We start from the raw sequence: 13902 nt of genomic DNA, 5'->3' as shown, positions 1-13902 counted from the left end.
GACCTATGTGCGTAAATCCGGCAACCCAACACCCGTGCTTTCAAAGCCGCCGTCCGAGGCAATCACTTGGCCCGTGACATAGCTGGCTTTGTCGGAGCACAGGAAGCAGATGACCTCACCGATTTCCTGTTCGCTACCATAACGGTTGAGCGGGATGGCGCCGTGATAGGCGTCGATGATGGCTTGTGAATGCACCGCCATAGCCAATTTGGTGCGCACCGGCCCCGGACAGACGCAATTGGCGCGGATGCCGTATTCACCCAGCTCCGCCGCTTGTTGCTTGGTGAATTGGATCACCGCCGCCTTGGAGGTGCCATAGGCCAGGCGCAGCGTACTGGCGCGCAGGCCCGAGATTGAGGCGATATTGACGATGGCGCCTTGGGTTTCCTTGAGCGCCGGTATCACCGCTTGACTGACCAGGAACACACCGTCCAGATTGGTTTCCATCACCCGGCGCCACATGGCAAAGCTGTGCTCTTCGATGGGGCCGAAATCGGCGACACCTGCATTGTTGACCAGCGCGTCCACCCGACCAAAACTGGCGAGAATATCGGCAACCATTTCAGCCACCTGTTCCGGGTGTGAGACATCATATAGAAAGGGTTTGGCCTCCGTCAGCCCGGTGCAGGCGGCGGTCAATTCCGCGCCGTCGCGGTCCACCATTGCGACTTGCCAGCCTTGCTCCAGAAACAATTTGGTGGTGGCCAGTCCAATGCCGCGTGCGGCTCCGGTTACGAGTGCCAGCTTTTGTGTCACGTCTCATCCTCCCATATGCGACCTGCAGCGATCCCGCCGTGGCGCGATGTGCAACTGTTGCAATATGAGGATGCGTTTTCAATCAACCACGCCGCAAAGTGCCGCAGCGGAAGCGCCTTTAATCCAGCTGATCTGACGGAATGATCGGGAAGAATTCGCCACCTGACCAAAGGCCAAACCAGCCGTCCTTGTGACGGCCCAGATCCACAAGGCGATAAAAGCTTTTGCGGTCAATCAACGCCTCAAGATCCGCGCGGATCAGGATATAGGGTGCAGGCTCACCGGTTTGTGGGTCACGTTCCACCCGAATGGGATGCTCCGCACCGGCCACAGCCGTATCCCCGACATGAGTCGCAAAGGTGATGATTTGCGACTCACCCTGGCCGGAAATTTCGAAATCCACGGCCACAAAAGGGGCATCATCGACGGTGATACCGACTTTTTCCACCGGTGTGACCAAAAAATAACGACCGTCTTCGCGCTTCAAAATCGAGGAGAACAGTTTGACCAGTTCAAACCGCCCGATGGGCGTCCCAAGGTAGAACCAGGTCCCGTCACGGGCAATTCGCATGTCCAAATCGCCACAAAAGGGTGGATTCCACAGATGCACAGGCGGCAGGCTTTTGCCTGTGGATGCCGCTTTTGCTGCGGCTGCAAGCCCGTCTGCTGACGGCGTCACGGCTTTTTGTCCACTCATTGCTTTTGCCATTTCTAAGAAGCGCGGTAGAGTATCAGTGTATAGGCGACGTAAAGGGAATGCTATGTCAGAACCCGACGAATTATTGACGGAAATCGAGACTTTGGAGGCAAAGCTGCAGGAGGCACGCGCCTCTATCACGCGGCGGTTCATCGGGCAGGAGCGAGTCGTCGATCTGACATTGGCAACGCTGTTGTGCGGCGGACATGGATTGCTGATTGGCCTGCCGGGATTGGGCAAGACACGTCTGGTTGAGACCGTCTCAACCGTGATGGGGCTGAACGGCAACCGTATCCAGTTTACACCCGATCTGATGCCGGCCGATATCCTGGGGTCCGAGGTTCTGGACACCGACGCCGACGGCACACGGGCGTTTCGCTTTATTCAGGGGCCGATTTTCTGCCAGCTTCTGATGGCGGATGAGATCAACCGCGCCAGCCCGCGCACCCAATCCGCTTTGTTGCAGGCGATGCAGGAACGCGAAGTGACCGTGGCGGGCGAGACCCGTGCCCTGGGCACGCCCTTTCATGTTTTGGCCACCCAGAACCCGATTGAACAAGAGGGCACCTATCCCCTGCCCGAGGCGCAATTGGACCGGTTCCTGTTCCAGATTGATGTGCCCTATCCAAACCGCGACACCGAACGCGATATCCTGTTGGCGACAACCGGCGTCGAAGATGCCGAGGCCCATGAGGTGTTCTCGGGTGATGAGCTGATGGCGGCGCAGGTACTGTTGCGCCGGATGCCCGTGGGCGAGTCGGTGGTTGAGCTGATCCTGGATCTGGTCCGTGCCTTCCGTCCCAATGGGCCAGATGTGGCCGACAAGGTGCGCGATACCGTGTCCTGGGGTCCTGGCCCCCGTGCGGCGCAGGCCTTGATGCTGGCGGTGCGGGCGCGGGCGATGTTGCAGGGTCGACTGGCCCCCAGCGCCGATGATGTGATCGACATGGCCTTGCCCGTGCTGAGCCACCGGATGCAGCTGACCTTTGCTGCGCGGGCCCGAGGAGACAGTCTGACCGAGTTGATTGAAACCGTTGCCGCCGATCTGCAAGCCCAGCCGCGGGCAGGTGCGGCCGCGTGAGTCTCACCCCCGCCCCGACAGGCGTTTTACGCCAACGCGCCGAAGAAGAAGCGAGCGCTCTGCCGCCGCTGTTGGTGCAGGCGGAACAGCTGGCGGGGTCGATCCTGTTGGGGGATCACGGGCGCAGACGCTCTGGTGTGGGCGATGATTTCTGGCAATACCGCCCGCTGCAACAGGGTGACAGCCGCCGGATGATCGACCATCGTCGCTCTGCCAAAGGCGATCAGCAATTTGTGCGCGAGCGCGAGTGGCAGATCGCCCAGACGGTGCATTTGTGGTGCGATCTGGGGGCCTCGATGCGGTTTGGGTCCAATGACCAACATCCGCAAAAGATCGAGCGGGCGCGGGTTTTAACCCTGGCATCGGCGATTTTGATGATCCGGGCTGGGGAGCGTGTTGGTCTGACCGGAGGCTTGCTGCCCCCCAGACGCGGCAATGCGCAGATCCTGCGGTTGACCGAAATGCTGAACCGCGACCACGAAACAGATTACAGCCCGCCGGAACACCGGGCCATGGTGCCCCATGCCCGGGCCTTGTTTGTCTCTGATTTCCTTGGGCCGTTTGATGAGCTGCAATTGGCGCTGACCAAAGCCGCAGATCGCGGTGTACAGGGCGTTGTGCTGCAAGTGCTGGATCCGGCGGAAGAGAGCTTTCCTTTTGTCGGGCGCACCCGGTTTCACAGCGCTTCTGGCGCGTTGGAACATGAAACGCTGAAAGCATCCGCCTTGCGCGACCGGTACATGGAGCGGCTGGCCGAGCGGCGTGATCTGTTGGATCGGCTGTGTCGCGATGCCGGCTGGCGCATGGGTGTGCATCACACCGGCGAAAGCGCGCAAACGGGTCTGATGTGGATCTATCACGCCCTGCAAAGGAGCCCGGCATGAGTGTGATTGCAGGCATCGGCTTTACCGCGCCTTGGTTGTTACTGGGCCTTCTGGTGTTGCCCGTTCTGTGGCTGTTGCTGCGCGCCGTGCCGCCCGCGCCGATCAAACGACTGTTTCCTGCGGTGACCCTTTTGGTGGGGTTGCGCGATGACGACAGCCAGACCGACCGCACGCCCTGGTGGCTGTTGCTGTTGCGTATGCTGGCGGTGGCTGCGGTGATCATTGGCCTTGCGGGGCCGGTTTTGAACCCGCAGGAACGCTCCGGCGGATCCGGGCCTGTGTTGATGGTTCTGGATGCCAGCTGGGCCGGGGCCAGCCATTGGAGAGCGCTGGAACGCCAGTTGGAAACGGATTTGGCCGAGGCAGGACGTGCCGGACGCCCTGTCGCCGTATTGCGGTTGACGCAGCCAGGGTCGCTGACTTTTCAGGCGGCGGATGTCTGGGCGCAGCAAGTGCCCGGCCTGCAGCCCGAGGCCTGGGGCCCAAATGATGCAAGCATTGCCCAAAGCCTGGAATATCTGGCGGCAGCGCCTGCGAATTTCGACACGTTTTGGTACAGTGATGGGTTGGCGTTTGACCAGCAATCAGACCTGCTCGACACATTAGAAAGCCGGGGGGATGTGACTGTTGTTGCCCCGCCCGCGCCTGTTGTTGGCCTGCGCCCGCCGGTCTTTGCCGATGGGGCGATTGAACTGCGGGCCACCCGCGTGGACAGCAGTGCTGCGCAGACCTTGCCAGTTGTGGCCCAGGGTAAGGATCCCAGCGGGACTTTGCGCACATTGGCCACGGCAACCATTGATATGGAAGCAGGCGCGGTGGACGGTATGGCGCGGCTGTCCTTGCCATCGGAACTGCGTGGGCGGTTGCAATGGTTTGCTCTGCAGGGGCGGCGTTCGGCCGGTGCGATTGCCTTGAGCGATGATTCTTTGCGCCGTCGCGAGGTTGCCTTGATCGGGGCGGCGAGCGGCAATGAAGGCCTCGCCCTGTTGTCGCCGCTGCATTACCTGCGCAAGGCGCTAGTCGACACGACCGATCTGTTGGAAGGCAACCTAGGCGATCTGCTGCCAGCCAATCCCGATGTTGTGGTTCTGGCCGATGTCGCGCAGCTTCCTCAAAGCCAAGAGGCCGCTTTGATCGCATGGGTCGAAGAGGGTGGATTGCTGCTGCGATTTGCCGGTCCCCGACTGGCGGCCAGCGATACCGCACGCGGGGATATTCATCCGCTGATGCCGGTGCGGCTGCGGGTGGGAGGGCGCAGCCTTGGCGGTGCCATGAGCTGGGGTGCGCCCAAGACATTGGCGCCCTTTGCCGAGAACTCGCCCTTTTACGGGTTGAACATACCGGATGAGGTTTCGGTCACCTCGCAAGTGGTGGCGCAGCCGGATCCCGATCTGGCAGAACGGGTGATTGCCGAGCTGGGCGATGGCACGCCGCTGGTGACCCGCAAAACGCTGGGACAGGGACAAGTCGTTTTGTTCCACGTCACCGCCAATGCAGAATGGAGCAGCCTGCCCTTGTCTGGCCTGTTTGTGGAGATGTTGGAGCGGCTGGCGGTGTCCAGTGCCAACCGCAGCCTTGACGGGGCCGAGCTGGAGGGCACCACATGGCAACCGGTGCAAGTGCTGGACGGGTTTGGACAAATCCAGGATGGCGGCACATTGCCCGGTGTTGACGGGCCCGACCTGATCACCGCGCCCTTGGGGCAGGATTTGCAGCCCGGCGTCTATTCCAGCAACGGGCGCAGCCTGGCCCGAAATGTGTTGAACGCGGATCAAGTGTTGGCCGCGCCGGTCTGGCCGTCCTCGGTCACGTTGCGCGGGTTTGAACAATCGCAAGAGCGGGTTTTGGGCGGGATGTTCCTGGCCGCCGCTTTGCTCGCCCTGGCGCTGGACGCCATCGCAACGCTGGCGGTATCCGGCCTGCTGCGTGTCGGGCGCGTCGCCGCAGTGATACTGGCTGCAGCGGTGACGATTGCCGCCGATCCCGGACAGGCCCAAGAGACCGACAATCCAACCGCCCTCGCCTCTGAGGTGACGCTGGGCTATGTTCTGACCGGCAACGCGCGCCTGGACGGCTTGGCGCGCGATGGTTTGCGGGGGTTGAGCGATGTGCTCTATTTCAGAACCTCGATCGAGCCGGCAAACCCCGCTGGCGTGGATATCGAGGCGGATGAGCTGGCATTTTACCCACTGCTCTACTGGCCGATTTCAACCGGTCAGCCCCTGCCGTCGCCGGGAGCCTATGAGAAACTGAACGCCTATCTGCAATCGGGTGGCATGATCCTGTTTGATACCCGCGATGCCGATCTGTCGCGGGTGGGGGCGACCAGCGACAACGCACGGCACTTGCAACGACTTGCACGGCCGTTGGACATTCCGCCGTTGGAGCCAGTTCCCGACGATCACGTGCTGACGCGGGCGTTTTACCTGTTGCAGGACTTTCCCGGCCGTCAACGCGGTGCACCTGTCTGGGTTGAAGCCGCGCCTGCGGATGCCGAACAGGTCGAAGGCCTGCCGTTTCGAAATCTCAACGACGGGGTCAGCCCGGTTGTGATTGGCGGCAACGACTGGGCCTCGGCCTGGGCGGTGGATGACAATGGGCGCGCGCGCCTGCCGGTGGGACGTGGATTTGCAGGCGAACGCCAGCGCGAACTGGCCTATCGCTTTGGCGTCAACCTGATCATGCATGTGCTGACAGGAAACTATAAATCCGATCAGGTCCACGTGCCGGCCTTGTTGGATCGATTGGGGCAATAAGACCTGATATGAGCCACAATATTCTGTTTGATCCCCTGCTGCCCTGGCCTTTTATCTGGGTGCTGATCGCTGTCAGCGTGGCTGTGATGGTGGTCGCGGCCTGGAAGCACCTGTCCGGCTGGGCCTTGCGCGGGTTGGCGGCGGCGGTTCTGGCGCTGGCGCTTGCGGGGCCGGTGTCCCAGACCGAAGACCGCGCGCCGCTGGATGACATTGTGATTGTGGTCCATGACGAGAGCGCCAGCCAGGTTTTGGCCGACCGCGCCGCCCAAAGCAGCGATGCGTTGGAGCATATCCGAGCCCAAGTCGCCAATCGCGCAAACACCGAATTGCGTGAAGTCACATTGAGTGACGGAGTTGACGACGCGGGCACCGAATTGATGACGGCGATCAGCGAAGCGCTTGCCAATGAGCCAAGCGGGCGCGTGGCCGGCATTATCGCCATTTCTGACGGGCAAGTGCATGACATGGACGCAGCCCCCGACCTGCCCGCGCCGCTGCATCTGCTGCGCACGGGCCATGCAACCGATTGGGACCGCCGTCTGGTGGTTCAAAAAGCGCCCAGTTTTGGGATTATCGGCGAACCTGTCACCCTGACACTGCGCATCGAAGACCAAGGGGCCGCGCCAGAAACCGGCGGTGTCGCGCGGCTGGGTATCTCAATCGACGGCGCAGACCCGCAGCAGTTTACCCTGCCGGTTGGGGTTGATTTTGAGCTGCCCCTGTCCCTGCCCCACGGCGGGCGTAATGTCATCCAGTTCACAGTGCCCACCGCCGAAGGTGAGCTGACGGATCGCAACAACACCGCGCTGGTGCAGATCAACGGTGTGCGCGACCGGCTGCGGGTTTTGTTGGTGTCCGGTGAGCCCCATCCGGGCGGACGCACCTGGCGCAACCTGCTGAAATCCGACAGCGCGGTGGATCTGGTCCATTTCACCATTCTGCGCCCGCCGGAAAAACAAGACGGTGTGCCAGTGGAAGAACTGTCGCTGATCGCCTTTCCCACCCGTGAGCTGTTCTTGGAAAAGATCGAGGATTTCGACCTGATCATCTTTGACCGCTACAAACGGCGCGGGATTTTGCCGTCGGTCTATTTGGATAACGTTGCGGACTATGTGCGCAATGGGGGCGCGGTTCTGGTGGCGGCGGGGCCAGATTTCGCCAGTGCGGACAGTATCTACCGCTCTCCGCTGTCGCAGATCCTGCCGGCCCAGCCCACCGCGCGGGTGATCGAGGAACATTTCCGCCCGGCCATCTCGGATCTGGGGACCCGCCATCCGGTGACCGCCGATCTGCAAGGCACCGAGACTTGGGGGCGTTGGTTGCGGCAGATTGAATTGAACGCGCCCGAAGGGGATGTCCTGATGCGCGGTGTTGATGAGCGCCCGCTGTTGATCCTGAACCGGGTCGATGAGGGACGGGTGGCGCTGCTGGCCTCGGACCACGCCTGGCTGTGGAGCCGCGGCTATGAGGGTGGCGGGCCGCAATTGGAGCTGCTGCGGCGGCTGGCCCATTGGATGATGAAAGAACCCGATCTGGAAGAGGATATGCTGTGGGCCGAAGCCAACGGTCAAACAATGCGGATCCTGCGTCGCAGCCTTGACGGCGCGGTTGGCGATGTTCAGATCACCGCGCCTGATGGCACCCAGACTGTCCTGCCCATGGATGAAACCGCGCCCGGACATTGGGAAACACAGTTCACCGGGCCTGAGATCGGCCTTTATCGCTTGCAAGAAGGCGATCAGAAGGCGGTGATTGGTCTGGGACCTGCTGCGCCGCGCGAATTTGAGGAAACCATTGCCACGGGTGCGATCCTTGCGCCGGTGCTGAACAGCTGGCAAGCCGCAGATCTCGCGGTTGAGGATGGGCTGCCGCGTCTGCGCGATGTGCGCGCCGGTCGCCCGGCAAGTGGACGTGGTTGGATCGGCCTGACCCCACGCAACGCCTATGAAACGCTGGCGGTGCGACAAAACCCGCTGCTGCCGGGGTGGTTTTTGTTGCTCATCAGCGGCCTGCTGATTCTGGCTGCCTGGCTGCGCGAGGGGCGGCGCGGCTGATTGCATGACGTCACGTCAATCTAGAGTTGCACCCGATTGGGCAACTTTAGATTGACGCGCCTTTTAGGCCGCAAACGCCCGTCAATTTAACGCCATTGCAAGTATTTCCACCGTAACTGGTGAGGTGTCAGAGCAGGATTTTGCTTTGCACTCATTGGTTTTTTTCGCCGGTTCGGCAAAGTTTTGGAGTACGGCAGGGATGAGCCTTGCAAATCGGTTGGCAGAAGAACGGCGCGGGCGATTGGCCGCCGAACGCTTGCTTGAGCTGAAGCAGGCGGAGTTGACTGCAGCCAACCGAAAACTTGGACGCCACGCATTGGCGCTGACAAAACAGATCGGCGTCAGCCAGGCCGAAGTCAAAACCGTCCGCGTTGAGAACGAAAAAGTCAAAAGCGACCTGACCGACGCCCACGAAAAGGTTGTGCAGGCCGAGCAACGGTTGTGGCATTCGATCCAGGCGTTTCAGGACGGGTTTGCCTTCTTTGACAGTGACAGCACCCTGATTGGGGCCAATACCGCCTATCTCAACATCTTTGACGAGCTCGAAGAAGTGGTGCCCGGCATCTCCTACATCCGGATTTTACAACTGCTGACGGATGAAGGGCTGATCAATACCGGCGATGTGCCGATGGATGATTGGCGCCAGATGATGACCGAACGCTGGATGTCCCCCACGCCCGAGCCGGTGATTGTGCGCCTGTGGGACGACCGCTATCTGAAGCTTTTGGATCAACGCGGTCACGGCGGCGACATGGTCAGCCTGGCGCTGGATATCACCACAACCGTACAATACGAGGAAGAGCTGCGCACCGCTCGGGAACGTGCCGAGGCGGCAAATCGCGCCAAATCTGCCTTCCTCGCCAATATGAGCCACGAGATTCGCACACCGATGAACGGTGTTGTTGGCATGGCGGAACTGTTGAACGACACCAATCTGACCTCGGAACAATCGCTCTACGCCAATACGATCAAGAACTCGGGCGAGGCGCTGTTGGTCATCATCAACGACGTTCTGGACTATTCCAAGATCGAAGCCGACAAGCTGGTTCTGCATCCCGAACCCTTCAACCTTGAGCAAAGCATGCACGAGGTTGTCACTTTGTTGCAGCCTTCCGCGCGCGACAAAGGGTTGTCGATGATGGTCGACTACGACCTGTTCCTGCCCTCCACCTATGTCAGCGATCCCGGTCGTGTGCGCCAGATTTTGACCAATCTGGTGGGCAATGCGGTCAAATTCACCAAAAGCGGCCATGTTGCGCTGCGCGCGACCGGCGTGCCGACGCAGGATGACAGCCACTGCGCCATCCATATCACCATCGAAGACACCGGCATCGGTATTCCCGAAGAAAAGCAGGCGCATATCTTTGGTGAGTTCAATCAGGTCGAGGATGAGCGCAATCGCAAATTCGAAGGGACCGGTCTGGGTCTGGCAATCACCAAACGCCTGATCGAATTGATGGGCGGTGAAATCTGGGTTGAAAGCGAAGAAGGTAAAGGGTCGTGTTTTGGCTTCCGTCTGGTGCTGCCAATTTCTGAGCCCAAGACTGTTTCGGTGCCCAAACTCCCAGAAAGCCTACGGGTTGTTCTGGTCGTCGATGATCAGGACGTCAGCCGCGAGATCGTGGAAAAGCAGCTGCTGCAATTGGGGATGGTCATCGAACGGGCGACCACCCGCGAAGAAGCGCTGCAAAAGATGGAAAACCGCGTCGATCTGGTGATCTGCGACTGCGATATGGCCGAAACAGACGGTGTTGCCCTCGCCAAGGAGATCCGCGGCGGTGCAAACGGGCAGGTTCCGATCCTGGCGTTGAGTGCCTCGCCAACCATCGTCGGCGATCCAACGGTCCAGGGTCTGGCCAATTCCATCCTCACCAAACCGGTGCCACGCCTGGAGCTGTTCAAACAGCTCAGCGCCATCGGCAATGGTCAGCAACCGCAGGTGGCCACCCCGGCGGCCCCCGAACAGAACGTCGCGGTTGAGGTGCAACCCGGCGAAGATCTGGCACATGCCGCCGTATCCGGCGCGCCCAAGATGCGGATCCTCGCCGCAGAGGACAACAAGACCAACCAGCTTGTCTTTCGCAAGATGGTCAAGGAACTGAACATCGACCTGAAGTTCGCCAACAACGGTGTTGAGGCCGTCGAAGGCTATCAGGAGTTCAAACCGGATCTGATTTTCATGGATATTTCCATGCCGATCATGGATGGCAAACAAGCCACCAGCGAAATCCGCCGGATTGAATCCACCACAGGCAAACATGTGCCCATCGTCGCCCTGACCGCGCACGCGATGACTGGCGACAGCGAAGGTATCCTGGCCGCAGGGCTCGATTTCTACCTGACCAAACCACTGCGCAAAAACCTGATCCACGAACGGATCGAGGCGCATTGCCCCGAGGCCGTGCAACCGCTGCGCAGTTAACCCTCAGCGCGACGCAGGAAAACGGGCTTGTTGGGTTCTGACAGTTCGACGGAATAGGCATAGCCGCCAAGATCAAAGGCCAGCAGGCTTTGCGGATCCGTCAGGCGGTTTTGAATGATGTAGCGCGCCATCGCACCCCGGGCGCGTTTGGCGTAAAAGCTGACGATCTTTGGCGTGCCCGCTTTGTCTTCCATAAACGTCGGCGTCACCACGCGTAGGTTCAACGCGTCCAGATCAACCGCACCAAAATATTCCTGGCTGGCGCAATTGATCAATGTGGTGCTGCCGGTCTCAACGGCCTGCGCATTCAGCGCCTCCGACACGCGGTCGCCCCAAAACTCATACAGGTTCTTGCCCTTGGCCGTCTTGAGCCGCGAACCCATTTCCAACCTGTAGGGCTGCATCCCGTCCAAGGGGCGCAGGACGCCGTAAAGGCCAGACAGAATGCGGAAATGACGCTGGGCCCAGTCCAGTTCATCCTGATCCAAGGACGCGGCTTCCAAGCCCTGATAGGTATCGCCCGCAAAGGCAAAGACCGCGTGGCGCAGATCCGTTTCATCCGGCACCGGTGCAAAACTGCGGAAACGATCGTGGTTCAGCTGTGCAAGGTTTTCGCTGATGTGCATCAGCTTTTGCAGATCGGCGACGCTCAGGCCACGCGCCACTTCCGCCAGCTCAATCGCGGCGTCCTGAAAGGCAGGCGTGCTCATCTCGCCGGCACGGTCCGCCCAATCCAGCTTTTTCGCAGGTGATACTACAACCAACATATCGTCTTGTTCCCTTGATCCTGGAGGCTGGTCTATCCCGCGCCGCGCAGGACGTCCAGAAACGCCGCAGCGAAACGTTGCGCGCGGCGCTCTCCCAGCAGTTTGTTTACGCCGAATTCATCCTCGGGACGCAGTTGCGCGATCTTGGCCAACATCGCCGCCGAACAGCTCAGCGGTTTGTCCAGCCCCGTCTCACCACGTGCCAATTTGGCCTGGGCTTCCAGCAAAGCATCGTAAACCTCGCCCGCCCCCGCACTGGCCAGTTTGCGCCGCGCCGGGTGCATCTGTTCCGCCTCGCCCGTGATCACGGTCAGGAATGCATCGCCATACCGGTCCAGCTTTTTGGCACCAACGCCGCTGATCCGGGCCATTTCATCCAAGGACTGCGGCCGTTTTTCCGCCATCTCGATCAGGGTGCGATCCGGAAAGATTACATAGGCCGGCACTTTTTGGGCTTCGGCCAGTCCGCGACGTTTGGCTTTGAGCGCGGACATCAGCGGGGCATCTTCTTCAGAAACCAAGGTTTTCACCGCCGGGCGTCGGCTGGCCTTGGCAATGGTGTCGCGCCGTAGGTCAATCCTGTCTTGGCCTTTTAGAATGGGCAAAGCGGCCTCGGTCATGCGCAAAGCGCCATGGCGTTCAGGGTCCGGGCGTACCAGATCGTGCCCCATCATCTGGCGGAACACGGCCTGCCATTCGCGTTTCTTGTATTCCGTCCCGCAGGCATAGACCGACAGCTGATCATGGCGTCGGTCGCGGATCCGGTCGGTTTGCTGCCCAGTCAGGATATCGATCAAATGACCGCTGCCATAGGTCTCTTCGGTGCGCAAAATCGCCGACAGCGCCTTGCGCACGGCTACGGTCCCATCAAAGACATCAACCGGCGTGTCGCAAAGGTCGCAGCGACCACAGGGTTCTGCGACCTCATCAAAATAGGCCAGCAGATTTTGACGGCGACATTTCAACGCCTCTGCCAGTCCAAGCAATGCATTCAGGCGGGCGTGATCGGCCGAGCGGCGTTCGGCCGGGGCCAGCCCTTCGTCGATTTGCGACCGACGCAGGCGAATGTCATCGGAACCATAGAGCGTCAGCGTCTCAGCTGGCGCGCCATCCCGACCTGCGCGGCCGATTTCCTGATAATAACTTTCGATGGATTTCGGCAGATCCGCATGGGCCACCCAGCGGATGTCGGGTTTGTCGATCCCCATGCCAAAGGCCACGGTTGCCACCACGATCAACCCATCCTCACGGGCAAAACGAGTCTCGACGATACGGCGGTCTTCGGCCTCCATCCCGCCATGGTAATGACAGGCCACGTGACCAGCTTCGCGCAGGGCATGGGCCAGCCCCTCGGTCTTGGCGCGGGTGCCGCAATAGACAATGCCCGACTGACCTTTACGCGCGTCCGCGAAATCCAGGATCTGACGGCGCGGGTTGTCTTTGGCCGCAAAGGCAAGGTGGATATTGGGACGATCAAAGCCGCGCAAGAAGCTGCGCGGGGCTTCGCCGTCAAATAGCTTCTGGACAATCTCGTCCCGGGTTTCCTGGTCGGCCGTTGCGGTAAAGGCCGCCAGTGGCACACCCAGCGCGCGGCGCAACTCGCCAATGCGCAGGTAGTCCGGGCGGAAGTCATGGCCCCATTGGCTGACGCAATGGGCCTCGTCCACGGCAATGAGGCTGACGCCAATACGACGCAACATGCCCATGGCTGAGCCCGCCGCCAAACGTTCTGGCGCCATATAGAGGAGTTTCAACTGCCCCTGTTCGATGGCGTCCCAGACGGCCTCGGTCTCTTCTTCGGTATTGCCCGAGGTCAGCGCGCCGGCAGACACGCCGGCCTCTTGCAGAGCGCGCACCTGGTCACGCATCAGGGCGATCAGCGGTGAAATGACAACGGTGATACCGCCCCGCATCAAGGCAGGCAGTTGAAAACACAGGGATTTACCGCCACCCGTGGGCATGATGGCCAACACGTTTTCACCATTGGCCACGGCCTCTACGATTTCGCCCTGCCCGGGTCGGAAACCATCGAATCCAAATATATCCCGCAAAAGCGGTGTGGCGCCTGTTGGGCCGGACATGCGGGCCTCTTGCTCTGTGAGTGCTGCTCGAGTTTGGGGCACAATCTCACATGGCGAATCGGGCGGCAAGAGGCCGCCGCGATACTGGCAAAAGTTTTACGACGGGACGTCAGTAAAAGGCAGAGATATTGTTCTGCAGGATAATGCGGCAGGCATAGACGCCAACCAGCACCACCAATGGCGCCAAATCTATCCCGGACATGCTCGGAAGAATGCTCCGCACGCGGCTATAGATCGGGTCGAGAATGCGGTTCAACATGTACCAAACTTGACCAACAAACTGTTGGTTCACGTTCAAGACCTGGAAGTTGATCAACCAGCTCATGATTACATGGGCGATGATGAAGAACCAGACGATGTCCAGGATCAGCATCAGGATTTGAAACAACGACTGCATGTCTTTT

10 protein-coding genes are annotated in these 13902 nt (G+C 60.4%); 5 read left to right on the top strand and 5 right to left on the bottom strand.

What is annotated here, in order from left to right; translation table 11 throughout:
• Nucleotides 1–3: 3 nt before the first annotated feature.
• On the bottom strand, nucleotides 4–756 hold the full coding sequence (locus KMP13_RS05080) for an SDR family NAD(P)-dependent oxidoreductase (protein WP_215264474.1): 753 nt from the start codon (nucleotides 754–756) through the stop codon (nucleotides 4–6).
• A 118-nt stretch (nucleotides 757–874) separates the two neighbouring features.
• Complete coding sequence (locus KMP13_RS05075; RefSeq protein ID WP_215264473.1) at nucleotides 875–1453, bottom strand: DUF1285 domain-containing protein; 579 nt, start codon at nucleotides 1451–1453, stop codon at nucleotides 875–877.
• A gap of 64 nt (nucleotides 1454–1517) precedes the next feature.
• On the opposite strand from KMP13_RS05075, the gene KMP13_RS05070 reads away from it, so the two are divergent.
• From KMP13_RS05070 to KMP13_RS05050, 5 genes are all read left to right on the top strand, one after another.
• Nucleotides 1518–2534 (top strand): AAA family ATPase, encoded by a 1017-nt coding sequence (locus tag KMP13_RS05070; protein WP_215264472.1) that lies wholly within the window; start codon nucleotides 1518–1520, stop codon nucleotides 2532–2534.
• Nucleotides 2531–3418: a DUF58 domain-containing protein gene (locus tag KMP13_RS05065; RefSeq protein WP_215264471.1), complete on the top strand. Its 888-nt coding sequence runs from the start codon at nucleotides 2531–2533 to the stop codon at nucleotides 3416–3418. Before KMP13_RS05070 ends, KMP13_RS05065 begins: the two co-directional genes overlap by 4 nt.
• Nucleotides 3415–6174 (top strand): DUF4159 domain-containing protein, encoded by a 2760-nt coding sequence (locus KMP13_RS05060; protein ID WP_215264470.1) that lies wholly within the window; start codon nucleotides 3415–3417, stop codon nucleotides 6172–6174. The genes KMP13_RS05065 and KMP13_RS05060 overlap by 4 nt, the downstream gene beginning before the upstream one ends.
• Nucleotides 6175–6182: 8 nt before the next feature.
• Entirely contained in the window at nucleotides 6183–8228 is a 2046-nt protein-coding gene (locus KMP13_RS05055; protein ID WP_215264469.1) for a hypothetical protein, read from the top strand.
• Nucleotides 8229–8427: 199 nt separating this feature from the next.
• On the top strand, nucleotides 8428–10650 hold the full coding sequence (locus KMP13_RS05050) for a response regulator (RefSeq protein WP_215264468.1): 2223 nt from the start codon (nucleotides 8428–8430) through the stop codon (nucleotides 10648–10650).
• On the opposite strand, the gene yaaA is transcribed toward KMP13_RS05050, so the two are convergent.
• The 3 genes from yaaA to KMP13_RS05035 form a co-directional block, all read right to left on the bottom strand.
• A complete protein-coding gene (gene yaaA / locus KMP13_RS05045; protein ID WP_215264467.1) occupies nucleotides 10647–11417 on the bottom strand; it encodes a peroxide stress protein YaaA in 771 nt (256 codons plus the stop codon). The two genes, KMP13_RS05050 and yaaA, sit on opposite strands and share 4 nt — an antisense overlap.
• 32 nt (nucleotides 11418–11449) lie before the next feature.
• Complete coding sequence (gene recQ, locus KMP13_RS05040; protein ID WP_215264466.1) at nucleotides 11450–13498, bottom strand: DNA helicase RecQ; 2049 nt, start codon at nucleotides 13496–13498, stop codon at nucleotides 11450–11452.
• A 109-nt stretch (nucleotides 13499–13607) separates the two neighbouring features.
• Nucleotides 13608–13895 (bottom strand): YggT family protein, encoded by a 288-nt coding sequence (locus KMP13_RS05035; RefSeq protein WP_215264676.1) that lies wholly within the window; start codon nucleotides 13893–13895, stop codon nucleotides 13608–13610.
• Between the last annotated feature and the right edge of the window lie 7 nt (nucleotides 13896–13902).

Source organism: Epibacterium ulvae (assembly GCF_018678075.1).
GTDB lineage: Bacteria > Pseudomonadota > Alphaproteobacteria > Rhodobacterales > Rhodobacteraceae > Epibacterium > Epibacterium ulvae_A.
Note: the sequence above shows the minus strand (reverse complement) of the source record. Positions and strands in the feature narration are given on the sequence as shown.